Consider the following 24,891-nt stretch of genomic DNA (forward strand, 5'->3'; position numbering starts at 1 on the left):
CCCATCCTAACCCGGAAAACCCCGGGTCCGTCACCCCTCCCCGTCAGGCCCGCCCGTCACGTCACTCCGCGAAGAGGCCGATGAGCTGCTCGACGGTCTCGTCGAAGTCACTGTTGGAGTGGGTGTCCTGCTTGAGGAAGTCGATGATGGCGTCGTACTTGTCGATGGCGTAGTCCGTCCGGGGGTCCGTGCCGTACTGGTAGGCGCCCAGGAGGATGAGGTCGCGCTGCTTCTCGTAGGTGGCGAGCGTCTCGCGCAGCTTGCCCGCGGCCTTCTTGTGGTCCTTGGAGACGATGCCGCTCATCACACGGGAGAGGCTGGCGAGCACGTCCATGGCGGGCCACTGATTGCGCTCGCCGAGGGCACGGTTGAGGATGAAGTGGCCGTCGAGAATACCGCGGACCTCGTCGGCGATGGGCTCCTCCATGTCACCGCCGGCCACGAGGCAGGTGTAGATGGCGGTGCACTTGCCCTTCTCCGAGTTGCCCGTGCGCTCGAGGATGCGCGGCAGCATGGAGAACACGCTGGGCGGGTAGCCCTGGCGCGCCGGGGGCTCACCGATGGCGAGGCCGATTTCACGCTGGGCACGGGCCAGACGGGTCACCGTGTCGAGCATGAAGAGGACGTTGCCGCCGCGCTCGCGGAAGTACTCGGCGATGGCCGTGGCCACGTAGGCGGCGCGCAGACGCACGAGGCTGGGCTGGTCCGAGGTGGCGCACACCAGCACGGAGCGCTTCATGCCCTCCTCGCCCATGGCGTCCTCGATGAACTCGCGCACTTCGCGGCCACGCTCGCCGATCAGCGCCACCACGCACAGGTCGGCCTTGGTGTTGCGCGCTATCTGGCCCATCAGCGTGGACTTGCCGACGCCCGAGCCGGCGAAGAGGCCCACGCGCTGGCCCTCGCCCACGGTGAGCAGCCCGTCGATGCAGCGCACGCCCAGGGGCAGCGGCCGTTCAATGCGCTGGCGCGTGAAGGGATCCGGGCAGTCGCGGTCCACCGACCAGTCGAACAAGCCCTCGGTGGGCAGCGGCTTGCCGTCCATGGGCTCGCCGATGCCGTTGAGCACGCGGCCCAGGAGCGCCTCCCCGCACTTGATGGAGAGGGGCCTGCCCGTGGGGACGACCTCGCTGGACGGGCCGATGCCGAGCAGCTCGCCCAGGGGCATGAGCATGACCTCGTCACCCTGGAAGCCCACCACCTCGGCCTTCACCGCGTTGCGGCCGCCGTGGCCCTTGATGAGGACCAGCTCGCCCACGCGGACGTTGGGCACGCTGGCCTTGATGACCAGACCCGTCAGCTCGGTGACGCGGCCCTGCACCCGGTACAGCGGCGCTTCCTTGATGAGGGAGAAGTAGCGCTGGAGATCGAGAGCCATGGTTTACGCGGGCCCGTCCTTCTTGCCCTGGTCCGGGAAGAGCACGTTCTGCAGCATCTCGAACTGGGTGGGCAGCTGCGCGTCCACCTTGCCGAACTCCGTCTGCACGATGCATCCCACCGGCGCCACGTCCGCGTCCTCCTTGATGGACACGTCCACCGCCCGGCCGATGAGCTCCATCAGCTCCGCCTTGCGCGCGCGCAGCACCGCCGCCGACTTGGGATTGACCCTCAGCACCACCGCCCGCGCGCTGCGCAGCTCCTCGATGGCCTTGGCGCAGATGTCCGCCAGCAGCGAGGGATCCCTCTCCACGTCGCGGCCGATGATCTTCTCGGCGATCTTGCACGCCAGCGCCACCACGTCGCGCTCCTGCTGGGCGAGGATCTCCCCGGCCTGCATCTTCGCGCGCAGGAGGGTCTCCGTGGCCTGGGCCAAGCCTTCCTGCCGGCCCTGCTCGCGCGTCTTGGCCAGCAGATCCTCGCGCTCGCGCTGGGCCTCCGCGAGGATGCGCTCCTTCTCGCGATGGGCCTCCTCGATGATGCCCTGGGCGGTCTGCCGGGCATCGAAGACCTCGGCGTTCATCACGCCCGGACGCGGCGGACGCAGCACCGGCCTGTCCCCACCGGGTAGAGGCTCGGCCCCCGAATCGCCCTTGATCACCTTGCCGATCGCCATCGAAAGCTCCTTGTCCGCCGGATGCTAGCGCGTTCCGCCGCGCGGTCCACGCCCACTCGTGCCCGGCCCGCCCGGTCGCTGCGGGCGCCGCTGGACCTGGGACCCGGACCCGTCTGGCCGCACCGCGGGGAGGGAGGTGCTGGTCCCCAGCACCCTGGGCGGCCGTTCGGGCTCGGCCTCGACCCGGGACACGGCGCTCCGGCTGTGCGAGCGCGCCACCGGGGAACGGATGATGCGGGAGACCTCCGAATTCTCATCGGGAGGCACGTTATTGACCCGGGACCGGGAGCCCGCGTTCGTGCCGGGCCGAGACGACGGCGGCGGCCCGATGCGCGCCCCGGTGGGATCCGGCTTCACGTCCGCCCCCTCGCGGGCAGTCCGAGGAGTCACCCGGCTCACCCGCGAGGGCGAGGCCTCGGGAGGCGCGTCCTGACGTCCCCCATAGTTCGAGCTGGCGCCCGCCCGGCGCGCCTCGCGCTCGGCGATGGGGTCTCTGCGCACGTTGACGGACTGGGAGGACGCGGACCGGCGGACCGAGGCCTCCGAGCTGGCGCCCGCGCGCATCTCCCGGGACACGGCCGGGCTTCGGGTGGCGGGAGGCGGAACCACCGCCTTGCCGCTCATCGAGGGCGGAGGGCCGAGGGCGGGCGGACGAGGCGGGGTGAGCCGCACCGGGCGCTCGATGAGACCCCGGGCCGCGAGCCGCTCCAGGTCCGTGACGATGTCCGTGCGGCCGCCATCGCCGCGGGTGGTCGGCTTGGCGCGCTCCTCGCGCACCCACTTGGCCAGCACCTGCCCGAACTCGCTGCGGTGCTTCTCCACCAGACGGGAGGCGAACTCGGCGGACTGGGCCACGCTCGCGCGCGCCAGCCGGTGCACGCCGGCGCCGCGGATGGCGGCGGCCAGGTTCTCCATGCCCCCGTACTGCTCGAGCTGCGCCTTGGCATCCTCCTCGGCGAGCTTGCGCGGGGCATTGGCCGTCACGGCCCGCGTGGCGAGCTGGCGCAGGTGGGGCGGCAGCACGGCGAAGGCCGGCTCGCGCTCGGAGTCCGGCACACCCGCCAGCGCCGGCCCCAGCACGCGCGCGCCCAGCCGGTCACACATGGTGAGCAGCTCGCGCGTCTGCAGCAGCAGCACGTCGGTGAACTTGAAGGGCACGTGCGCCGCGGACTCGCGCGACAGCCGCTCCTCCAGCTTCCAGCGCACGATGTCCAGCACCTGGGGCCGGACCTCGCGCGTGAGCTTCACCTTCCCCGTGTTGGGCAGGTGGGTGCGCACCGCCTCGGCCAGCTGGGCCGGCAGCGCGCGCAGCACGACTTCCACCAGGGCGGCGCGCTCGCGCTTGAGCAGGCCCGCCAGCCGCTCCGGGTCCGCGCTCCACAGCTGCCCGCGCCGGTCCTTCACCAGCCGCTTGATCTCCTGGACCATCAGCGGGATGCGCTTGTCGCGCGGAATCTGGAGGATCTCCTGGGCCCGGTGCTGGAGCAGCTCCGCCTCTTCCTCGGGCAGATGCTCCAGCGCGGCGACGCCCTCCTGACCCCCAAAGGTGATGGCGGTCAGGAGCATCATCGTCTGTCGCTTGCTCAGCGAGGTGAAGAACTGATCCAACGGTCACCCCGCGGGGGAGAGGCGTTCCAGGAAGACGGCGGACTGCGCTCGCGACACGACTACTTCGGACGGGCCCTGCCCGCGGCGGGAGCGGCACCGCCGCCCTTGAGCATCGGCCACACGGCCAGGCCGATGGCGGCCAGGATGATCATCACGGCCACGCCCGCCATCATGCGGAACTGGCTCACGCTGGAGGCCGTCATGCGCATGCCGAACACGTCCTGCAGGCGGCTCTCCGGGCCCACCTCGGCGTCGGGCGCCAGCGCCGGCGTGAGCAGCACCGTCACCGCCGCCGGCTTCAGCTCCGGCACCGCGGTGGAGACGAACTGCTGCACGTCCTCGCGCTTGATGGGCGAGTCGTTCTTGAGGCCCGGCCGGTACTTGATGAACACCGAGGCCGAGGGCTCCGGCTTGTTCTCCGGCTGCGTGAGATCGTTGTTCTCCGGAATCATCACGATGACCCGGGCCTCCAGCACGCCGTCGATCTGGTTGAGCGCGTTGGACACCTCGCCGCCGAGCGCCTTGAGCAGCATGGCGCGCTCCTCAGTGGCGGTGGGCACCATGCCGCCCTTGGCGAAGTGGTTGAGGCCCTTCTCCATGGGCCGCGGCAGCGAGTACGCGCGCAGCAGCTCGGCGGCCTGGGCCGCGTCCGCCTTGGGCACCTGGATCCGGAAGCGCAGCTCGTTGCCACCCTCTTCCTTCATCTTGGTGGCGGCGATGCCGTTCTTGCTGAGCAGGACGTAGATTTCATTCGCGTCCTGCTCGGACAGTTCGTGTTGCAGGTCGATGGTGCAGCCAGTCCCCACCGCGAGAGCGAGGAGGGCGGCGAGCGCGTACGGTCGGAGCGTCATGGGCGCGCCTAGCTTAGATGGGCCGCGTCCTTCCCAACAAGCCCCAACCCGGAAACAGCCGGGAAAACGCGGAAGGGCGCCCCCTCGCTTCGAGGAGACGCCCTTCGGAGAGGAGCGGCCGGAGCCGGCTGCTCGCTCGCTACACCTGGGTCTTCAGCGTGTCCTTCAGACCGCTGGTGGCCTTCTCGACGACCTTGCTCGTCAGGTCCAGCTCCTGCGTGTACTTGTACATGCCGGCCTGGAGCGACAGCAGCTCGGCGTTGGAGAACGTCTTTCCGGAGGCGCCGGCCTGGATGAGCTTGTCCATGTTGACCTGGCCCTTCTCCAGCTCGCCCACCACGTGCGAGAGCATGTTGCCGACCTTGCCGGCCTCCTGCTTGCCCTTGACGGCCTCGGCGCCGCGCGCGGTGGCGGGCTCCTGGCCGGCGGTGTTCACCTTGTTGAGCGCCGCCTTCTCCGTCTTGCTGACGGACTCGGTGTGGCGGATCTGCTCGGTGCGCTGAGCCGCCTGGGTGGCCTGAGCGGCCTGGACCTGCTCCGGCCCGCCCGCGGCCTGAGCCTTGTTAGCGAGGGCCGCGTCGAACTTCGAGGCTCCCTGCTTGTTGACCTGCTGCGCGCCCTGATCCTGCAACTTCTGCTGAGCGATCTGCGCCGCCGAGACGCCGGCCATCGGACCCGCCATGTGATTGCCTCCTTGAATCCTCAGGGGAGGAAGAGTCCTCCTCGTTCAAAAGCTCCTTGAGCCGCTCGATGGCCCGCGCGTGCAGCCGCGACGCCCAGCTCTTCGACTGCCCGATCTCCGCCCCCGCCTCTTCCAGCGTCTTGCCCTGGAAGTAGTAGCCCTGAAGCAACCGGCGCTCCTTCTCCGGCAACTTCTCGATGGCCGCCCTCAACCGCACCCGCTGCTGCTCGAGCTCCAGCCGTTGATCCACCGGCAGGGACTCGTCCGAGAAGCCCAGCGTGTCCGCACCTTCGAGGCTGGTCGCGAAGACCATGGCCAGCCCCGCCACCGCGTTGGAGATCTCCATGACATCATCGTCAATGGACCCCCCGCGGTTGCCTCCTCCCTGCTCGCGATCCGAAAGATTTCCCAAATAGGCCGTCGCGCGCTCTCCCATGTAGGAGGTGCGCGCGTCGCCGCCCTTGAGAACTCCCATCTTGCGCAGGCCGTCGTAGATGGCGCCCTTGATGCGGTAATGGGCAAAAGTGAGGAAGTTGGCCCCAACCTTCGGGTCAAAGCGATCCGCCGCCTCGAGCAGGCCAATCTGGCCGTAGGCGATGAGCTCATCGAGCTCGAGCTGGGCGGAGAACTGCCTGCGCACGGTCGACGCGAGCGACCGGACGTAGGGGCCGTACTTCTCCAGGAGGACCTTCTTGTCTTCGCCGAGAGCCAAGCGGGGCGCTCACTCGGCCTTCGACCACAACCGCTCGAGGGCCTGATTCAGTCGGGGGTCATCCTGCAAGGCGTCGGCGATCTTCGTGGTGAGGGCCGACGACTTCATGCGCAGCTTCTCTTTGAGAACCTCGGCGACGAGCTTCTTGGTCGCCTCCTCCTTGTTCTTGAAGTCCCCGTTCTTGAGCTGTTTGGCGATGGCGAGCGCCTGGGAGGTGATGGGATCCGCGGCCTGGGGCCCCTGCACATTGCCAGAGCCCACGGCCCCGGAAGGGCCCACCAGTCCGGCGGTGCGATCCACTCCGCCACCGAACGACACCGCCCCTGCCTTGCCGGCCGGCGCCTTGCCAGAGGGGCCCTTGGCACCTCCAGCACGTCCCTTTCCGCCGCCTCGTCCAACTCCACCGACCGACATCGGCATGACCTCCTGTCAACGCATTCTACTTCTTCGCGGCGGGCGGAGGCAGGGCCCCCGCCTCTTTCGCGTCGATGAGGGCGCGGGCCAGCCGCCCCCCATCGCCGTCCGCATCCAGATCCATGGCGGCCTTCAGCTCCTTGAGGGCCTCGGGCACCTTGCCCATGAACAGCAGGGCCTCGCCCACATGAGCCCGGGGCAGGCCGGAGTTGGGAGCGAGCCGCTGGGCGGCCCGGTAGGCCTGCAGCGCCTTGTCATGACGGCCCTGGGCGAACTCGAGCGAACCGAGTGCCAACTGGGGCACCTCGCTCCTGGGCATCAGCACCGCGGCGCCAGCGAAGACCTCGCGCGCCTTGTCGAACTGGCCCATGTCCAGCCACAGGTAGCCCGCCTCGAGGAGGATCATCGCCTCCCGCCTGGCGAGCGGCACGAGGCTGCCCGAGATCTCCGAAGTCTCCGCCATGTGACGTCTGCTTCCTTTTCCGGCCCGGCCATGGGGAGGACGAGGCCTCGTCCTCCCCGGAGCACCGGACCCGTGAGACCACCAGCGCCGGGCGCTAGCGGATGTTGCCGATGGAGTTCTTCGCCGAGTCGTGCCGGGTCTTCAGCACGTTGGAGATGGTGCTGAACACCTGGTTCTCGCGCTGCATGGCGACCTGCAGGCCCAGCAGCTTCTTCTGCTCGGCGAACATGCTCTGCATCTCGGGGTTGAACTCGCTGCCCACGCCGCTGCCGCCACCGGGCACGCTGACCTGGCCGCTGTTGCCGCCGGAGGCGCCGATGGAGGTGTTGCCGGAGACGAGCGCGCTGCCACCACCCGCGTTGAGCGTGGTGTTCATGGGGGCCGCGCCGGAGCCCATGGCCGCACCGTAGTAGGGGGCCGCGCCGGAGCCGCTGGCGCCGTTGAAGGTGGTGAGCGAGGAGACCGCCGCGGACACCACGGAGCCGCCGGGCACCATGTTGGCCACCACGCCCACGCCACCGGCCACCATGTTGGCCGCGGTGCCGACGCCGTTCTGCACGCGAGCGGCGAAGCTCGTGTCGGGGGTCACGCGCGCCGTCGTCAGGTTGGTGGACATCCGCGGCATGTTCAGGTTGCTGTCGATCTTCATGGTTCCTCTCCAGACGATGGAACGGCCAAGGCTTCGTGGAGCACGGGGGGGTCCGGCGCTCCCTTTTCCTGAATTATCGGTGATCGTCCGCCACAGTTGCGTGTGATCCGTCAGAAAGTGGGCCGGCCGCCCAAAACCCCAGTTATCTCCGGCCCTTACCCTTGGCCTCGGCCACCAGCCGCTCGCGCGTCTCCAGGAGCACGCCGAGCAATTCCTCGGTGCGGGAGATGGCGGCCTGGACCTTCTTGGCGTGCTCGGCCTTGGGGCCCTTGAGGTTGGCCAGCTCGTTCTTCACTGGGGTGAAGAGGGCCTGGACCTCCTCGGCGCTGGCGGTCTCGATGAAGGACTCGATGGCCGGGAAGGACGGCGTGGGCAGGGGCTCGGCGACGGGCGCGGGCTGCTGCTTGGACGGGGGAGGCATGGCGGAAAGGGACTCCTGTCGGTGCCGGCCCCGAGGCCAGCGCAGTCGGATTCCCCAGACGGTAGGGGAAAACCCCCTCCCGGTTCAAGCCGCCTGCCCTACTGACGAGGCGGCGCGCCAGGCCGAGACGCCCGGGGAGGGCTCAGGCGCGCCCGATTCCCAGAGCGTCCCTGGCCGCCACCCAGAGTGCACCTAGCTTTTGCCCAGCGGGGGGCACGGCCATGGGGGGCACGGCCACCGCCTGACGAGGAACAGGAGATTCTCATGACGAAGAAGATTGTGGGGCTGTTCGCGACCGTGGCGCTGCTGAGCTCTGGCGTGGCCCTGGCCAACGACGACAAGCCCAAGGGCCAGCAGACCCAGAGCAGCGGGCAGATGGGCAGCGACATCGGTGGGGCGGGCACCCAGGGCCAGACGGGCCAGATGCAGGGTCAGACGGGCCAGATGCACGACCAGATGCACGGCCAGATGACGGGTGAGAAGCAGGTCACCGGCACCGTGGTGAAGAGCAGCAAGAACATGCTCCACCTGCGGACCGACAACGGCATCATCCCGTTGAAGATCAGCAAGGACGTCCAGTTCCAGGATCCGAACGTCAAGAACGTCCAGTCGCTCAAGGAGGGCCAGCAGGTCCGCGCCAGCTTCGACATCAAGGGCACGGACAACGTGGCCAAGAGCATCTCGCTGGATACCGCGGACACGGGCGGCAGCGGCCTGGAAGGCGACACGGGCATCAACCAGGACCTGGGCGGCTCGGGCCTGGACAAGGACATCAACAAGGACAAGGACATGGGCGGTGACAGGGGCGGCTCCGGCGACGTGGGCGGCGACATGGGCGGCTCCGGCGACATGGGCGGCTCCGGCGACGTGAAGCACTAGTCCGCCACGCATGAGAAGCGAAGCACCGGGCTCGCGGCATCCCTTGCCGCGAGCCCCCATCAGTTCATTCAGTATTGACTGAACGTCCTGATACCCGTTACACGGTGGCGCGACTTCCGTTCTCCGGGAGAGGCCGCGCATGCGTCGGGATGGGTTGAGCGCCGAGGAAGAGCAGTTCATCGAGTCGATGGGCCTGTTCTTCGAGCGCCAGGGCGTGCCGCGCATCGGCGGCCGCATCCTCGGGTTGCTGCTGCTGGCCGAGAAGCCACTCGCGCTGGGCGAGGTCGCCCGGCTGCTGAAGGTGAGCCCGGCCTCCGTCTCCACCAATGTGCGCCAGCTGCAGGCCAGCGGCCTGGTGGACCCCGCCAGCATCCCGGGGGATCGCCGCCACTACTACGTCTTCAACAGCGCGGGTTGGGATCACCGGCTCGAGATGGCGGTCACCGCCATGGACGCCCTGGGCGAGTTGTGCCAGGACGCGCTCGCCATGCCCGGGCTCAAGGAGCGCCACAAGCTGCGCGAGGCGGTGGACTTCTGCGGCTTCTACCGCCAGGAGCTGGCCGGTGCGGCCGAGCGTTGGCGCGCCCGCTTCGCCCGCAAGCCCGGCAGCCAGCCCACCCCACCCTCGCCCGCCCCGCGTCAGCGGCGGAGCGCCACCCGCTAGCCTTCCCCACCCCTTCCCCGGTCTCGGAAAGGACCGAACCCGCCATGACCCAGCTCAACGCCGTATCCGGCACCGGCGCCGCCAGGCCCATCGTCTCCCTCACCGACGTCACCAAGACGTACACCCTGGGCAAGGTGCAGGTGCCCGCGCTCCGGGGCCTGTCGCTGGAGGTGTACCCCGGCGAGTTCATCTCCATCGCCGGCCCGTCCGGCAGCGGCAAGACGACGGCGCTCAACCTGATTGGCTGCGTGGACACGGCCAGCGCGGGCGTGGTGATGGTGGACGGCCAGGACACCAAGACGCTCTCCGAGCGGCAGCTCACGGACCTGCGGCTGCACACCATCGGGTTCATCTTCCAGAGCTTCAACCTGGTCTCGGTGCTCAGCGTCTACCAGAACGTGGAGTTCCCCCTGCTGCTGCAGCGCAAGCTGAGCGCCACCGAGCGCCGCCAGCGGGTGATGACGCTGCTGGAGCAGGTGGGCCTGGACAAGCACGCCAAGCACCGCCCCAACGAGCTGTCCGGCGGCCAGCGCCAGCGCGTGGCCGTGGCGCGCGCGCTCGTCACCCGGCCCAAGCTGGTGCTGGCTGACGAGCCCACCGCCAACCTCGACTCCGTCACCGGCCAGAACATCATCGACCTGATGAAGGAGCTCAACCGCAAGGAGGGCACCACCTTCATCTTCTCCACCCACGACGCCAAGGTGATGAACCACGCGAACGCGGTGGTGCGGCTGGCGGACGGGAAGATCCTCGACCGCATCACCCCGGCGGAGGCCCAGAAGGCCCTGGCCGTGGGGGCGGAGGGGCACTAGATGGGACAGCTCAAGCTGCTGGTGCAGGTGGCCTTCCGCAACCTGTTCGCCAGCTGGGTCAACGTCATCATCGGCGGCATCATCCTCTTCGGCACCGTGCTGGTGGTGGTGGGCGGCGCGGTGGTGGACAGCCTGGACGAGTCGATGAGCCGCAGCATCATCGGCAGCGTCGCGGGCCACCTCCAGGTGTACTCGGAGAAGTCCAAGGACTCGCTGGCGCTCTACGGGACCATGGGCGGCGAGGCGGACCTGCGCGTCATCGAGCGCTTCTCCGACATCAAGACGGTGCTGGAGCAGCACCCCAACGTGAAGACGGTGGTCCCCATGGGGACCAACACCACCATGCTGATGTCCGGCAACACGGTGGACCTGACGCTGGCGCGCCTGAGGGATCTCTACAAGCAGGCCGCCGCGGGGGAGACGCCCGAGCTGCGCGCGCAGATCGACAGCCTCAAGTCGCACGTGCGCCAGATGCTCGCCCTGCTGGAGAAGGACCTGGAGCGGCGCAACGCCATCGCCGCCGAGAGCGCCCTGGAGCCCGCGGACCTGCAGGCCCTGGAGCGCGCCCGCACCCCGGAGTTCTGGGAGGGCTTCGAGAAGGACGCGCTCGCCTCGCTCGAGTTCCTGGAGAACCGCATCGCCCCGCTGGTGACGGACGGGGACATGATTCCCCTGCGCTACCTGGGCACCGACCTGGTCAGCTTCCAGAAGACCTTCGACCGGATGCGCATCGTGGACGGCACCCCCGTGCCCGAGGGCCAGCGCGGCCTGCTGCTGCCCAAGTTCTCCTATGAGGAGTTCTTCAAGCTGAAGACGGCGCGCCGGATGGACATCATCAAGGAGGCGCGTGACGTCAACCACCGGAAGCTCGCCGACGACCCCGAGCTGCAGCGCCGGCTGAAGGAGAACCAGACCCAGACGCGGGAGATCCTCTTCCAGTTGGATCCGCTCAAGACGCAGCAGGCCATCGCGCGGCTGCAGAAGGCGCTCGGCAGCGAGGAGAAGGAGCTGGAGAAGCTGCTGGTGGCGTTCTTCTCCTCCACGAACGACGCCAACTTCGACACGCGCTACCAGCAGTTCTACGCGGAGCTGGTGCCCCTGCTGGACCTCTACCGCCTGCGGCTCGGGGACGAGCTGCCCATCACCGCCTTCACGCGCACGGGCTACGCGCGCAGCGCGAACGTGAAGGTGTACGGCACCTACGAGTTCGCCGGCATGGAGAAGTCCCAGCTGGCCGGCTCGCTCAGCCTGATGGACCTCATCACCTTCCGCGAGCTGTACGGCTACCTGACGGTGGACCAGAAGGACGAGCTGCAGAAGCTGCAGGCGGCCAGCGGCGTGGCCGCGGTGAAGCGCAACGACGTCGAGGACGCGCTCTTCGGCGAGGACAGCTCCCTGGTCGTCGAGAGCGCCTCGGGCATCATCAACGTGGATGCGCAGCTCGAGGACGCGTCCCTGGCCCGGCGCCAGCAGGAAGCGGCCCTGCGCAAGTACACGCAGCAGGACATCGACGAGGGCGTGGTGCTCCATGCCGCGGTGATGCTCAAGGACCCGGAGCTGCTGGAGCAGACCATGGCCGAGCTCCAGGAGGCCTCGAAGAAGGCCGGGCTGCCGCTCAAGGTCGTCTCCTGGCACCAGGCCTCGGACCTCGTCGGGCAGATCATCCTGGTGGCCAAGCTGGTGCTCTACGCGGCCGTGTTCATCATCTTCGTGGTGGCGGTGGTCATCATCAACAACTCGGTGATGATGGCCACGCTGCAGCGGGTGCGGGAGATCGGCACCATGCGGGCCATCGGAGCCCGGCGCGGCTTCGTGCTGAGCATGGTGCTGCTGGAGACCACGGTGCTGGGCCTGGTGTTCGGCGCGATGGGCGCGCTGCTGGGCACCCTCGCCGTGAAGGCGCTCGGCACGGCGGGCATCCCCGCCTTCCACGAGTCGCTCTACTTCTTCTTCTCCGGCCCACGCCTCTTCCCCACCCTGCAGGCCTCCAACATCATCACCGCCCTGGTCATCGTGGTCGGTGTGTCCGCCTTCTCCACCTTCTACCCCGCGTTCCTCGCGACCCGCGTCTCGCCCCTCCAGGCGATGCAGACGGACGAGTGAAGCCATGACCCAGCTCCTGCTCATCGCCCTGCGCAACCTCGGCTCGCACAAGCGCCGCACCCTGCTGCTGGGCGGTGCCATCGCCGGCGTCACCGCGCTGCTCGTCGTCCTCATGGGCCTGGCCAACGGCATCCAGACGACGACCGTGGAGACCGCCACCACGCTCATGACCGGGCACGTCAACGTGGCCGGCTTCTACAAGGTCACCGCCGGCCAGTCCGCCCCCGTCGTCACCGCGTTTCCCGCCCTCCAGCAGCAGCTCCTCCAGGAGGTGCCCGAGCTGGACTACATGGTCCAGCGCGGCCGCGGCTACTCCAAGGTGGTCAGCGACACCAGCTCCATGGACCTCGTCCTGGGCGGCATCGACGTCCAGAACGAGACGGGCTTCCGCAAGGCCCTCATCATCCGCCAGGGCCGCATGGAGGACCTGGAGCAGCCCAACACCCTGCTGCTCTTCGAGGAGCAGGCCAAGAAGCTCGAGGTGAAGGTGGGCGACACCCTCACCCTCTCCTCCCCCACCATGCGCGGCACCAGCAACACCGTGGACGTGCGCGTGGCCGCCATCGCCGCCAACGTGGGCATGCTCAGCTCCGTCTTCTGCTACCTGCCCAACTCCACCCTGCGCGGCCTCTACCAGATGCGCGACGACGCCACCGGTGCCCTCCACCTCTACCTCAAGGACACCGCGGACGTCCCCGCCATCCAGGCCCGCCTCATGCAGCGGCTTCCCGAGCTCGGCTACAAGGTGCTCGACCACAACCCCAACCCGTTCTTCATGAAGTTCGAGTCCGTCAACCGCGAGGGCTGGACGGGTCAGCGCCTGGACGTCACCAACTGGGAGGATGAGATCTCCTTCATCACCTGGTCGGTGAAGGCGCTCAACTGGCTCACCATCGGACTGCTCGTCCTGCTGCTCATCATCATCAGCGTGGGCGTCATGAACACGCTGTGGATCGCCATCCGCGAGCGCACCCGGGAGATCGGCACGCTGCGCGCCATCGGGATGCAGCGCGGATGGGTGATGCTGATGTTCCTCCTCGAGGCGCTCATGCTGGCGCTGTTCGGGACGCTGAGCGGAGCGGCGCTGGGGCTGGCCGTGTGCCTGGGCCTCAACGCCGCCCACGTCACCGTGCCGCTGGCGGTCCAGCTCATCATCATGTCCGAGCAGCTGCGCTTCGTGGTGAACCCGGCCGCCGTGGCCGGCTCCGTCACCATCATCACGCTGAGCACCACCTTCGTCTCGCTCATTCCCTCCTTCCTCGCCGCGCGGATGAAGCCCGTCACGGCGATGCACCACATCGGGTGATGAACATGACCCTGCGCAACCTCTTCGGCGCCCTGCTCGCCGCCGTGCTCCTCGCCGCGCCCGCCGCCCGGGCCGCCGATCTGAAGGACCCGTCCGAGCTCAAGAAGCTCCTGGAGACGCTCGATGACCGCCAGCGCAACGGCGGCGACTACAAGTCGTTGATGTACATCGAGCAGAAGGAGAAGGACAAAACGGACGTCGTGCGCGAGGCCGTGGTGTACCGCCGCGACGCGAAGGATCAGCTGATGATCCTCATGACCAAGCCCAAGGGCGAGGCCGGCAAGGGCTACCTGCGGCTGGAGAAGAACCTCTGGAGCTACGATCCCAACACCGGCAAGTGGGAGCGGCGCACCGAGCGCGAGCGCATCGCCGGCACCGACAGCCGCCGCGCCGACTTCGACGAGTCCCGGCTCGCCGAGGAGTATGACGCGTCGTTCGAGGGCGAGGAGAAGCTCGGCAAGTTCACCGCCTTGAAGCTCGTCCTCACCGCCAAGCAGGGCATCGACGTGGCCTACCCCGTGGTGCACCTGTGGGTGGACAAGGAGACGTCCAACATCCTCAAGCGCCAGGAGTACGCCCTCTCCAAGCGGCTGATGCGCACCGCCTACTTCCCCAAGTGGATGAAGGTCTTCAGCGAGTCCAAGAAGTCCGACGTCTGGTTCCCTCAGGAGATGCGCTTCTATGACGAGGTGGAGAAGGCCAACTCCACCGTCATCGTCGTGAAGAACGTGGACCTCAACGCGCTCGAGGAGAACATCTTCACCAAGGCCTGGCTCGAGAGCAAAAGCCGATGAGCACCCGCACCTCCCTGGCGCTCGCCGCGGCCCTCGCCGCCCTGCCCGCGCTCGCCCAGGAGCGCCCCAGCGAGGGAGACCTCTTCGGAGGTGAGGCAGCGGACGCGCCCCGCCCGGACGAGAGCGCCCTCTTCGGCGACCCCACCGAGGCCCCTCCCGCCTCCACCCAGGCCCCCGAGGCCACGGGGGACCGGGATGCGCAGGCGCTCGGCGGCCCCGCGGCCACCAACGCCTTCGACACCGAGGAGGCCGTCGAGGATCCGCTGAAGATCGGCGGCCGCTTCTACCTGCGCGCCCTCTCCCAGGGGAACGAGGGGGTGTCCTTCGGCAACACCTCCTTCTCCGCCCCCATGCTGGTGGACGGCTACTTCGATGCCCGCCCCACCGACCGGCTGCGCGGCTTCGTGCTCGGACGGCTCACCTTCGACCCGACCCGACGGGAGGGCTCGGGCAGCCTCCTGCCCTCGGGGACATCCTCGTCCACCGCCGTCGCCGCGCCCCGCGTGCTGCTGGACCAGGCCTGGCTGCGCTTCGACCTGGGCCGCACCCTCTTCATCACCGCTGGCAAGCAGCACGTGAAGTGGGGCACCTCGCGCTTCTGGAACCCCACCGACTTCCTCAGCCCCCAGGTGAGGGATCCGCTCGCCCTCTTCGACGCGCGCACCGGCGCCACCATGCTCAAGGTGCACGTGCCCTGGGAGGCCAAGGGGTGGAACTTCTACGCCATCGGCCTGCTCGACAACGCCGGCCCCGCCGGCACGCTCGGCCAGGTCGGTGGCGCCGCTCGCGCCGAGGTGGTGCTCGGCCCCGCGGAGCTGGGCATCGACGCCGTGCTCCAGCGCGGCCGCAAGCCCCGCTTCGGGCTCGACTTCTCCTCCGCCCTCGGCCCCATCGACATCTACGGCGAGCTCGCCCTGCGCAGGGGCTCCGACATGCCCCTGTACCGGCTGCCCTCCAATGTCTCGCTCGGGGACCTGCTCGGCCAGGTCGACGGCACCGGCGGCGTGCCTCCCGACCTCGGCGCGCTCCCCATCGAGGCGTACTACCCGGACGGCTACACCCCGCAGGTGAGCGGCGGCGCCACCTGGACGTTCGCCTACTCGGAGAGCGACACCGCCACCGTGGGCGTCGAGTACTTCTACAACTCGACGGGCTACCCCACCTCCCTGGCCTACCCCTACCTGCTCTTCCAGGGCCAGTTCCAACCCTTCTACCTCGGCCAGCACTACGCGGCCGTGTACGGGCTGCTCGCCGGGCCGGGCTCCTGGGACGACACCAACTTCATCCTGTCCAACCTGGGCAACCTCTCCGACCGCTCCTTCCTCACCCGCCTGGACGTGACGCACCGGGCCCTGCGCTACCTCAGCGTCGAGGCCTTCGTCGCCGTCAACTACGGCCAGAAGGGCGGCGAGTTCCGCTTCGCGCTCGATCTCCCCGCCATGCGCCGGGGGGAGCAGGTGATTCCGCCCGTCGTCGTCGTCCCGCCCACCGTCCAGGCGGGCGTGGGCCTGCGCATCGACCTCTGACGTGTCTCCCGCCCCGGGCGTGGCCATGGAAGAGGCATGGAGCGCACGTGCGACGTGGTCATCCTGGGAGCCGGGGCCTCGGGGCTCGCCGCCGCGGAGCGGCTGAGCCGCGCGGGCCTTCGCTTGGCGGTGCTAGAGGCCCGTGACCGCCCCGGCGGCCGGGTCGCCACCGTGCGCGATGCCCTGGACGGCGTCCCGCTGGAGCTGGGCGCGGAGTTCCTTCACGGCAAGCCTCCGCTGCTCCAGAAGCTGGCCCGCCGCGCCCGCGTGAAGGTGAGGACGTGCGACGACACCCACGGCCTGCTCTGGCGCGGCAGGCTGGAGGACGGCGACGCGGCCTTCGATTTCGTGGAGGACCTCGCCGCCGCCGGGCCTCCGGACCGGCCCGTGGGCCAGTTGATCGCCGAGCACGCCCGCACCGGCCACTGGCCCGAGCGCAAGGTCCGCATGGCCCGCGCCTATGTGGAGGGCTTCTACGCGGCCCCGGTGGACACGGCCAGCGCACTCGCCATCGCCCGGATGGAGCGCGCCGCGGAGCAGCTGGGCGGCATCGCGCCCTCGCGCCCGCTGCAGGGCTATGACCGGGTGCTGGAGCCCCTCGTCCGGGCCTTGAGGCGCCAACCGGAGACGCTCTTCTTCAATGCCGTGGCCGAGCAGGTGCGCTGGTCTCCCCAGGGCGTCGAGGTGCGTGCGCGCACCCGCGAGGGCGCCCTCCTGGGCACGTTCCGCGCCCGGCGGGCCGTGCTCACCCTGCCCCTGGGGGTGCTCAAGGCCCAGCCACCCGAGCCCGGTGCGATCCGCCTCCTTCCCCGCCTCCCGGAAAAGGAGCGTGCCGTGGCCCGGCTCGAGATGGGGCCGCTGGTGAAGGTGTTCCTGCGCTTCCGCTCGCCCTTCTGGGAGGAGCGCGAGGACACCCGCTACGGCTTCTTCCACGCCCCGGAGCTCCCCATCCCCACCTGGTGGACGCTCTCGCCCCTGCGCTCGCGCTACCTCATCGGCTGGGCTGGTGGCCCCGAGGCCGAGGCGCTCTCGCGGCTGCGCGAGGAGGAGGTGCTCCGGCAGGGCCTGGAGGTGCTCGGGCGGCTCTTCAAGCTCCCCCACCGCGAGCTCCAGGCCCGGCTCGAGAGCTGGCGCATCCAGGACTGGCAACGCGAGCCCTTCACCCGGGGCGGCTATTGCGTCATCCCCTCCGGGGCGGTGGAGGCCATGGAGGCACTGGCCCGGCCGGTCCAGGGCACGCTGTTCTTCGCGGGCGAGGCCACCCACCTCGAGGGCGAGGAGGGCACCGTGCACGGCGCGCTGGCCACGGGACTCCGTGCGGCCCGCGAGGTGCTGACCGCGGCTCGGGGTGGGGCCTAACCGCCTGGAATCAGGGGCTTTTCCCCTGGCTTTGGGGAGAACGGGAAGAATCTGGCCCCCCTCCCACGCAACTTCCCCGGGGGCCGGGCGATAATGGCTTCAAAGCTTTTGCGTCCCTTTTCCTGAAAGGTGCCCCATGTCCTTCAACGTGAACAACCGGACCCCTCCTGCCGCGGCCGCGCGTACGACGGCCGCCGCCGAGACCCCCAACCCGGTGGGCGAGGGCGTCAAGTCCGCCAAGGATCTGCTCGCGGGCGGAAGCCTCAACCTGGGCGTGAACAAGGACTCCACCAAGGAGCAGGTGGCGGTCGCCCTCAAGCAGCTCGCCGGTGACAAGGGCGTGCAGTACGCCAACACCATCGAGGGCCTGGGCAAGGCCTTCAAGGGCCGCGCGCTCGAGGGGGTCCAGAAGGAGATGGGCGAGTGGCTCAAGGCCAACCCCAACGCCACCCCGGATCAGGTGCACGCGCAGTCCACGAAGACGCTCTACAAGCACACGATGATCAACCAGCAGTTCAAGCAGACCATCGAGCAGATGGCCAGCGCCGCCATCTCCCGCATGAAGGACACCTTCGAGGGCTGATGCGGAACGTCCGGCGGGGCTGAGCGGAATGCCTGCTCGCCCCTCGGACGGAAGGACGGAGGCGCGTCCTCCGGGCTGTACCGGTTCGTCCGGCGGTGGACAGGTTTGGGGAGATGAGCTGGCTCGCACTCCCCCTGACCCTGTTGCTCGGACAGACCCCTTCTCCCACGGCCACGCCGCAGGAGGCTTCTCCCGTCGAACCCGCGGCCCAACAGGCCCAGGCGCCCACGGTGGAGGAGCTGGAGCGCACCGCCCGGGAGCTGGAAGTGAAGCACCTGCGTGCCCAGGTGGAGCTCCTCCAAGCCGAGCTGGAGGCCCAGCAGACCCAGCAGCAGGAGGACCAGGATCGCCTCCAGTCCCTCGAGCAGGAGGCTGCCACCGAGAGCGCCCGGGCCCAGACCCTGGAGCAGCTCCGGCAGCAGCGCATCGAGAGCCTGCGCAGCGGCTACCAGTGGATGGCCACCACGGACCAACTGCTCGAGCAGGGCGACTTCTCCATCGGCCCGGCGCTCACCTCCGCACGCCAGGACCTCTCAGACGCCCTCGCCAGCGCCGCTGGGACCGGCCGGGGAGACACCGTGCGATTCATCGAGAGCGCGCTGGACCGGCTCGCCATCGCCGAGCAGGCCGTGGAGCAGCGCGACATCTACCGGGCCCGGCTGGAGCTGCAATCCGCCGGCCTCGAGCTGACCCAGGCCTGGAGGATGAGCCTCCAGCGCCCGGGCGCCACGCTCGTCACTCAGTAGTAGTGCGGCGTGACCGACACCGGCGGGCTCGCCGGCCTCGCGATGAGGTAGCCCTGCACGAAGTCCACCCCGTGCTCGCGCACCCACCGCAGCTCCTCGGGCGTCTCGATGCCCTCGGCCACCGTGAGGATGCCCAGCTTCTGCGCCAGCTCCAGCAGCTTCTCCGTGATGGACGCCTTGTAGCTGTCCTGGTGGATGCCCCGGATGAGCTCCATGTCGAGCTTCATGATGTCCGGGCGCAGCTGGTGGATGAGGTTGAGCGACGAGTACCCCGCCCCCAGGTCGTCCAGTGCCACCCGGAAGCCCGCCTGCCGGTAGTAGGCGATCAGCGACTTGAGGTGGTTGGCGTCCGGCGTGTGGTCCGACTCGATGATCTCGAACACCACGTGGCTCGGCGGAATCCCCACCTCGGAGATGGCCGCCACCGTGGAGCGCAGGCAGAACGCCGGATCGTAGATGGCCGTAGGCGTGAAGTTGATGAAGAGCGGCACCTTCAGCCCCAGCCGCGCCGCCTCGCGCACCGCCGACAGCCGCGCCGCCAGATCCAGCTGGAAGAGCAGATCCGCGTCGCGCGCCAGCGTCAGCATCTTCCCCGGGAACACCAGCGCCCCATCCCGCTCTATCCCGCGCAGCAGCGCCTCGTAGGCGTACACCTGGCGCGTGTCCTTCGCGTGGACGATGGGCTGGTAGTGGCTGGTGACGCGCTTCTCGGCCAGCATGTCCACCAGCCACCCCGAGCGGGTGATGGTGAAGAGCTGCGGCAGTGAGCCCACCCGCGGGAAGTCTCCCAGCCCCGGTGCGCCCTCGCCCTCGACGAAGAGCGCGCGCGTGGCCCGCGACTCCTCGCCCGTCAGCGCGCCCATGACGTCGGCCACGAAGGCACTCAGCTGAGCGCCCTCCAGCCGCACCGCCACGCAGCGATCCTCCGGCATGGCCTGGTGCTCGCGCCCGGAGTCTCCCAACTGCCGCACCAGCTTGCCGTAGCTATGGCCCAGCGGCAGCCAGAGGAAGAGCCGGCCTGGCCCCTCCAGCTCCAGCTTCTCTGGAAGGTTCTGGCACCGCTCACACGACTTCGACACGGTCTGGCTCATGCGCCTCACTCACTGCTCACGGAAGACAAGCAACCCCCGGGACGTCTCGGCGGCGTAGAGGTACCCGTCACCGGGCACTTCCACCCCACTGAGGCCGTCCAGGAACGCGCGTCCCCGGCCTGAATCCGTCTCCCGCCACGTATTGTAGTAGGCAATCTGCCGGGGTGTGCTCGGGTTGGACATATCCAGGACACGTAGACCGTCCTGATTATGAGCCACGTACAGCTTGGTGCCTACGAGCGTCAAACCGGCCACCGTGGACTCCGGCCGCATCTCGAAGCGGCCCACCTCGGTGATGTGGGCAGGATCCGACACGTCCAGGGCGCGGATGCGGGAGCCCCAGCCCTCGCTCGCCTCGAAGGCGATCGTCCGGTCGCCGATGACGCCCGCCGCCACCGGCCGGCTGGAGGCCTTGTCGTACCCGAAGTGCCCCTTTGCCTCCGGTTTGCTCACATCCGTCACGTCCACCACCGCCAGCCCGTACGCCCAGTGGCCGAGGTAGAGCCGGTTGTTCAGGACGACCCCCTCCACCGGGGTCTCACCCAGCCGGATGTCGCTGTCCGGCACGTAGTAGCGCGTGCGCAGCGAGGGCTCGGCCGGCTTGGTGATGTCGAAGATGAACACCTCGGCCTTGGGCGAGGGCGACATCATGTAGAGCCGGTCCCCGTCCACGAAGAGGCCCCAGCCCTGGATGTCCGTGTCCGACGCCGGCAGCGACGCCAGCCGCTTGGGCGCCGAGGGCGTGCTCACGTCATAGACGAGGAGCCCCTCGACGTTGCTCGAGATGTAGAGCGTCGAGCCCTTCACCCAGGAGCGGAACCAGGAGTCGTTCTTCGGGGTGATCTCCGCCACCTTCGTGGGCTTCGCCGGATCCTTCACATCGTAGATGAAGAGGCCGTCCGTCAGCGCCGTCACGTAGGCGTACCCGCCCGAGACGAAGACGTCCATCGCCGTCCCGCGCGGCAGGGCCGTCTCCGACACCAGCTCCACCCCGGACGCCTCCTGCTCGCCGTCCACCCGCTTGATGCGCACCGCCTCGAAGGTGCCCTGAAGGTCCGCCTCGCCGTTCACGCACCGCCGGAACTCGCCCTTCACCCGATCCGGGGCGGGGGCCTGGCAGCCCGCGACCGACAGGCGGATGGAGGAGTAGGCACCGTCGTAGTCACTGGCCAGGAAGAAGGTCTCCCCCTCCACCTTGCGCTCGGTGAGCGGCACCCCGAAAAGCAGGGACTTGGATGGATCGGACGACAGCAACATCGCCGCCGGCGTGTCCACCCCGTCGAACGTGACATTGCTCTTCCAGATGCCATCGGCCTGAACCGAGGCGAAGCCCGACCGGTCACATGCGGACAGATCGAAGGCCTCCAGCTCACACTCGCGCTTCTCTTCCTCCGTGCGCGAGCATCCAGTGAGGGTGAGGAGCAGGGCTCCCGCCGTGACAACCAGAGAACGATTCATGCGCCATCCATACCGGGCACCGGGACGATGCGAAAGCATTGGTTCACCCAACACCCGAAGGGGCCGGGACGTGCAACGCTGAGCAATCGTACAGAAGCGCTCGGCTGCCCACTCGTCTATATGAGGGAGCCTGCCTAGGTTCGCTTAGTCCCTCGTCTCCCCACCCGGGAGGTCGCCCTGTGAATCGACGTCTTCTTACCGTCACCCTCCTGGCCCTCGTGCTTTCCGAGGCCGCCCTGGCCCAGGTCTATGTGATTCCACGCCGTGCCCAGCGCTCGCCGGTGCACACGTTTGATTTCGAGTGGAAGCACATGGACATCCTGGTCGGGCCGGAGGCCGAGGGCGTCGCCGCTCCGGCGGCCCACCGGGCCCACATGCAGCCTCCCGGCGCCCCGGGAGGTCCCTCTTCCGCCACGCCCACCACGCCGCAGATGCGCTCGCCGGGCATGCCCACCGCCGACGCCAAGCAGCCTCCCAAGGGCGGAAAGCAGGGCGAGGAGGGCACCGGCGGCAGTCCCGTGGAGTCCGTCGAGCCGGGCAGCCCCACGCCGGTGGTGGACAACCAGAGCGATGGCGGCACCTCCGTCGCCACGGGAGGCGAGCTCTACGTCCCCATCGCCCTGTCGGCCGACGGAGGCACGCCGGACGGCGGCCCCGCCTATGCCACGTCCCTGGGCGTGAAGAGCGGCGGCGTCCGCTTCTACTTCTACGAGAGCGAGCGCAACGTGGCCCAGTACGCCGCGCCTCAGCTCGAGGAGGCCTACCGCTACCTCGTCGACCGCTTCAAGTTCGTCCCCACGCAGACCTTCCCCTACATCCTCTACAGCAGCTACCAGGAGTTCCTGCAGACCAACGTCTTCGCGGTGTCCGAGGGCACGCTGGGCGTCACCAGCACCCAGGGCAACCTGGAGCTGGCCCTGCCCTACCTGGGTGACCACCGGCTCTTCGGGGAGATCAGCTCCCACGAGATGGCCCACCAGTTCACCATCCAGAAGGTCCGCTTCCTGGCGGAGCAGGCCAAGGTGCAGGGGGATCCGCTCAACGGCATTCCCCTCTGGTTCATCGAGGGGCTGGCCGAGTTCTACGCCAAGGGCGGGTTGGATCCCGAAGGCGAGATGATGGTGAGGGATCTGCTCATCAACCCGGACCTGATGCGCGGGTATGCCTTCCTCGACTTCTGGTCGCCCGGGCCCTACGGCTTCCTGTGGATCTACAAGGTGGGCCAGGCGCGCTGCCAGTTCCTGGAGGACACGTACGGGGCGGGCTTCATCCAGAAGGTGATCGACAACTCGCCCAAGCTCGTCTCCGGCACGGCCGGGACGCCGAACCTGGCGTTCGAGGGGCTGGTGGAGATGCTCACCGGGGATGACCCGCAGAAGGTGGGCGCGAAGTTCGAGGCGTGGCTGAAGCAGCGCGCCTACCGCACCTACCTCAAGGCCGAGCAGTCCACGCCCCAGATGGACGTGCTGCGCGAGCGCAAGGGCATCGTCACCTCGCTCAACAGCTCGCCCAATGGGCGGCTGCTGATGTACCGGAGCATCATCCCGGAGACGGGCCAGAGCCAGCTCATCATGTTGGATCCGCGCGCGCCCCAGGAGAGCGTGAAGGTGCAGGGGGACGGCGTGCCGGGCTACGAGTCGCTGCACCCCGTCTTCGGGCGCAACTTCGCCCTCACCGACGACAAGCTGGTCTTCGTGGCCGAGTCGCTGGCGCGCGACATCATCTACGTGCAGTCCTTCAAGCACTCCGCCGAGCCCATCTCCCTGACCGGGACGCTGCCGTCGATGGGCCGCAACCCCTACCTCAACAACCCCTCCGGGCTGCGCAAGGAGCCGCCCTACAAGGTGCGCTTCGAGCTGGGCGAGCGCGTGGCCTACAAGCTGGCGGACCACGGGCTGATCGCCGCGTACTCGCCGGCCTTCTCGCCGGATGGCAAGCAGCTGGCCTTCATCGGCCTGAACGAGGCGGGCACGCGCGACGTCTACGTGCTGCCGCTGGACCAGGGCCTGGACGTGGCGCCCCAGCAGCTCACCCACGACGTGTACGCCGAGCGCAGCCTCGCCTGGGGTGAGGCGGGCATCGTCTTCACCTCGGACGCCACCTCGCACGGCTACTACAACCTCTTCCGGGTGAAGCCGGAGGCCGCCGACAAGGTGGAGCGCCTCACCCGCGAGGCGAGGGATCACTCGGATCCGACGGTGATGCCCGACGGCCGCCTCTTCTTCGTGGCCTACGAGAAGAGCCGCTCGGACCTGCACGAGTACACCGGCGGCGGCAGCATCGTGCGGCGCACGGACGTGGCCACCGGCCTCTTCGAGCCGAGCCCCGCCCCGGATGGGAACCTGTGGCTGCTCTACCACGTGTCCGGTGAGCGCAAGCCGGCCCTGCTGCGCTCGCAGCAGCTGATGAACCTCGAGGTGGCGCAGGCCCCCAAGGCCGAGGAGGCCCCGCCGAGCCCCCTGCCCCAGCGCTCGCTGGTGGGCGCCGAGCCCTACAGGCCCTTCGCGCGGGAGAACATCGACCTGGGGCCCATCATGGGCTTCGCCGGCGCGGGCGGCGGCGGCTTCTACGGCCAGGTGTTCGCCTCGGCCACGGACCGGATGCGCAACCACGCCATGCTGCTGCAGGTGGCCGTGTACGGCTCGTTCGATCTGACCGACGGCTACCTGATGTACATCGACCAGTCCAAGCGGACCCTGTACGGCCTGGGCCTCTTCCAGTCGCTGCGCTTCCGCCTGGACAAGACGCTGAGCCAGTACCGCGGCCGGCTGCCCTACTACGCGCTCGTCGCCGGTGAGCGCTTCTTCGGCGCCACCAGCCTCGCACGCTACCCGCTGAGCACCTTCACCTTCCTGGAAGGCAACCTCAGCGTCGGCGGCGCCTCGTACTTCCTCGACCCGGGCACCTCCTTCTTCCTCAACCTCCAGGAGGTCAACGGCATCGGCGACCTCTACTCGGAGTGGCAGCGCAACCGGCCGAGCATGCGCTTCCAGTCGGAGGGCTCGCTGGCCTTCGGCTACAACACGCTGCGCTACCACTACACGGGCGTCCCCATCTCCGGCACCTCGTTCCTGAGCGAGGTCACCGCCGGCGTGCAACCCTTCAACGGCGAGTTCTACGGCAACCTGCGCCTGGACGCCGAGCGCTACTTCCCCATCCCGCTGGGCAGCACCCACCTCATGCTGCGCGGCGGCGCGGGCACCAGCTTCGGCGGACGCTTCTCCCAGTCCTTCTACCTCTCCAGCTTCGACACCCTGCGCGGCGTGCCCTTCGGCAACGAGCAGTGGCTGCTCGGCCAGCACTACCTGTACTCCACGCTGGAGCTGCGCGTGCCGCTGGATGCGCTCATCCGCATCGCCTTCCTCAACACCCTCATGGGCGTGGCCGGCTTCGACCTCGGCGGCGTGGGCAACTCGGCGCGGGAGCTGTGGAACCGGCGCGTGCTGGATGCGGCCGTGGGCATCAACGTGGGCCTCGGTCCCATCCTCCTGCGCCTGCACTTCGCCTACCCGTTCGACATCCACGCCCCCGTCGGCCGGCCGGCAGACAAGTGGGTGACGCAGTTCTCCATCGGCCTCGCCGGGCTCGAGGGCTACCTCTTCAAGGGGCACGGCAGCCCGGGCCAGAAGAAGAAGGAGATCTCGCCTCCCGTGACGCTCGGCGGGCCGCGCATCGGCTCGCTGTAACGGGCGCGCCGTACCGGGCTCGGGGTGGGGA

The 24,891-nt window shown here is 69.0% G+C and carries 23 protein-coding genes; 11 read left to right on the forward strand and 12 right to left on the reverse strand.

The annotated features are described in order from the left end of the window. Positions 1-61: 61 nt before the first annotated feature. The 10 genes from sctN to NR798_RS33890 form a co-directional block, all read right to left on the reverse strand. Positions 62-1,378, reverse strand: a complete 1,317-nt coding sequence (gene sctN / locus NR798_RS33845) for a type III secretion system ATPase SctN (RefSeq protein WP_375766661.1) — start codon at positions 1,376-1,378, stop codon at positions 62-64. Between the two features lie 3 nt (positions 1,379-1,381). Then, the gene (locus tag NR798_RS33850) at positions 1,382-2,053 is read right to left on the reverse strand and encodes a FliH/SctL family protein (RefSeq protein WP_375766662.1); all 672 of its coding nucleotides are present in this window, start codon (positions 2,051-2,053) and stop codon (positions 1,382-1,384) included. A gap of 24 nt (positions 2,054-2,077) precedes the next feature. After that, positions 2,078-3,661: a hypothetical protein gene (locus NR798_RS33855; protein ID WP_375766663.1), complete on the reverse strand. Its 1,584-nt coding sequence runs from the start codon at positions 3,659-3,661 to the stop codon at positions 2,078-2,080. 59 nt (positions 3,662-3,720) lie between these two features. Beyond that, positions 3,721-4,512 (reverse strand): type III secretion protein, encoded by a 792-nt coding sequence (locus tag NR798_RS33860; RefSeq protein ID WP_375766664.1) that lies wholly within the window; start codon positions 4,510-4,512, stop codon positions 3,721-3,723. A 139-nt stretch (positions 4,513-4,651) separates the two neighbouring features. Beyond that, positions 4,652-5,194, reverse strand: a complete 543-nt coding sequence (locus NR798_RS33865) for an ATP-dependent helicase HrpB (RefSeq protein ID WP_375766665.1) — start codon at positions 5,192-5,194, stop codon at positions 4,652-4,654. Beyond that, entirely contained in the window at positions 5,076-5,906 is an 831-nt protein-coding gene (locus NR798_RS33870) for a sigma-70 family RNA polymerase sigma factor (protein ID WP_375766666.1), read from the reverse strand. The genes NR798_RS33865 and NR798_RS33870 overlap by 119 nt, the downstream gene beginning before the upstream one ends. A 9-nt stretch (positions 5,907-5,915) precedes the next feature. Further along, complete coding sequence (locus tag NR798_RS33875) at positions 5,916-6,320, reverse strand: hypothetical protein (protein WP_375766667.1); 405 nt, start codon at positions 6,318-6,320, stop codon at positions 5,916-5,918. Between the two features lie 25 nt (positions 6,321-6,345). After that, a complete protein-coding gene (locus NR798_RS33880) occupies positions 6,346-6,783 on the reverse strand; it encodes a hypothetical protein (protein ID WP_375766668.1) in 438 nt (145 codons plus the stop codon). A gap of 94 nt (positions 6,784-6,877) precedes the next feature. Continuing rightward, complete coding sequence (locus NR798_RS33885) at positions 6,878-7,432, reverse strand: hypothetical protein (RefSeq protein ID WP_375766669.1); 555 nt, start codon at positions 7,430-7,432, stop codon at positions 6,878-6,880. A gap of 142 nt (positions 7,433-7,574) precedes the next feature. Beyond that, on the reverse strand, positions 7,575-7,853 hold the full coding sequence (locus tag NR798_RS33890) for a hypothetical protein (RefSeq protein WP_375766670.1): 279 nt from the start codon (positions 7,851-7,853) through the stop codon (positions 7,575-7,577). 264 nt (positions 7,854-8,117) lie between these two features. On the opposite strand from NR798_RS33890, the gene NR798_RS33895 reads away from it, so the two are divergent. The 10 genes from NR798_RS33895 (at position 8,118) to NR798_RS33940 (ending at position 18,625) form a co-directional block, all read left to right on the forward strand. Continuing rightward, complete coding sequence (locus NR798_RS33895; RefSeq protein ID WP_375766671.1) at positions 8,118-8,732, forward strand: hypothetical protein; 615 nt, start codon at positions 8,118-8,120, stop codon at positions 8,730-8,732. A 139-nt stretch (positions 8,733-8,871) separates the two neighbouring features. Beyond that, positions 8,872-9,396, forward strand: coding sequence for a GbsR/MarR family transcriptional regulator (locus NR798_RS33900; protein WP_375766672.1), 525 nt, complete (start codon positions 8,872-8,874; stop codon positions 9,394-9,396). A 44-nt stretch (positions 9,397-9,440) separates the two neighbouring features. After that, positions 9,441-10,208, forward strand: coding sequence for an ABC transporter ATP-binding protein (locus tag NR798_RS33905; RefSeq protein WP_375766673.1), 768 nt, complete (start codon positions 9,441-9,443; stop codon positions 10,206-10,208). Beyond that, positions 10,209-12,311 carry an ABC transporter permease gene (locus tag NR798_RS33910; protein ID WP_375766674.1) on the forward strand — a complete coding sequence of 701 codons (2,103 nt, stop codon included), beginning with the start codon at positions 10,209-10,211 and terminating at the stop codon, positions 12,309-12,311. A 4-nt stretch (positions 12,312-12,315) separates the two neighbouring features. Next, positions 12,316-13,617 carry an ABC transporter permease gene (locus NR798_RS33915; RefSeq protein WP_375766675.1) on the forward strand — a complete coding sequence of 434 codons (1,302 nt, stop codon included), beginning with the start codon at positions 12,316-12,318 and terminating at the stop codon, positions 13,615-13,617. Beyond that, positions 13,617-14,411, forward strand: coding sequence for an outer membrane lipoprotein-sorting protein (locus tag NR798_RS33920; RefSeq protein WP_375766676.1), 795 nt, complete (start codon positions 13,617-13,619; stop codon positions 14,409-14,411). Before NR798_RS33915 ends, NR798_RS33920 begins: the two co-directional genes overlap by 1 nt. Further along, positions 14,408-15,937 (forward strand): hypothetical protein, encoded by a 1,530-nt coding sequence (locus NR798_RS33925; RefSeq protein ID WP_375766677.1) that lies wholly within the window; start codon positions 14,408-14,410, stop codon positions 15,935-15,937. Before NR798_RS33920 ends, NR798_RS33925 begins: the two co-directional genes overlap by 4 nt. A 36-nt stretch (positions 15,938-15,973) precedes the next feature. Beyond that, positions 15,974-17,296 carry a flavin monoamine oxidase family protein gene (locus NR798_RS33930; RefSeq protein WP_375766678.1) on the forward strand — a complete coding sequence of 441 codons (1,323 nt, stop codon included), beginning with the start codon at positions 15,974-15,976 and terminating at the stop codon, positions 17,294-17,296. A gap of 136 nt (positions 17,297-17,432) precedes the next feature. Next, on the forward strand, positions 17,433-17,879 hold the full coding sequence (locus NR798_RS33935) for a hypothetical protein (protein WP_375766679.1): 447 nt from the start codon (positions 17,433-17,435) through the stop codon (positions 17,877-17,879). A 113-nt stretch (positions 17,880-17,992) separates the two neighbouring features. Further along, on the forward strand, positions 17,993-18,625 hold the full coding sequence (locus tag NR798_RS33940) for a hypothetical protein (protein WP_375766680.1): 633 nt from the start codon (positions 17,993-17,995) through the stop codon (positions 18,623-18,625). Here NR798_RS33940 and NR798_RS33945 read toward each other — a convergent pair. Continuing rightward, positions 18,619-19,716 (reverse strand): EAL domain-containing protein, encoded by a 1,098-nt coding sequence (locus NR798_RS33945; RefSeq protein WP_375766681.1) that lies wholly within the window; start codon positions 19,714-19,716, stop codon positions 18,619-18,621. The genes NR798_RS33940 and NR798_RS33945 overlap by 7 nt on opposite strands. Positions 19,717-19,725: 9 nt before the next feature. After that, entirely contained in the window at positions 19,726-21,174 is a 1,449-nt protein-coding gene (locus NR798_RS33950; protein WP_375766682.1) for an LVIVD repeat-containing protein, read from the reverse strand. Positions 21,175-21,353: 179 nt separating this feature from the next. On the opposite strand from NR798_RS33950, the gene NR798_RS33955 reads away from it, so the two are divergent. Next, complete coding sequence (locus tag NR798_RS33955) at positions 21,354-24,860, forward strand: tolB protein precursor protein (protein WP_375766683.1); 3,507 nt, start codon at positions 21,354-21,356, stop codon at positions 24,858-24,860. Positions 24,861-24,891: the final 31 nt, after the last annotated feature.

The organism is Archangium gephyra (assembly GCF_042230915.1).
Classification (GTDB): domain Bacteria; phylum Myxococcota; class Myxococcia; order Myxococcales; family Myxococcaceae; genus Archangium; species Archangium gephyra_B.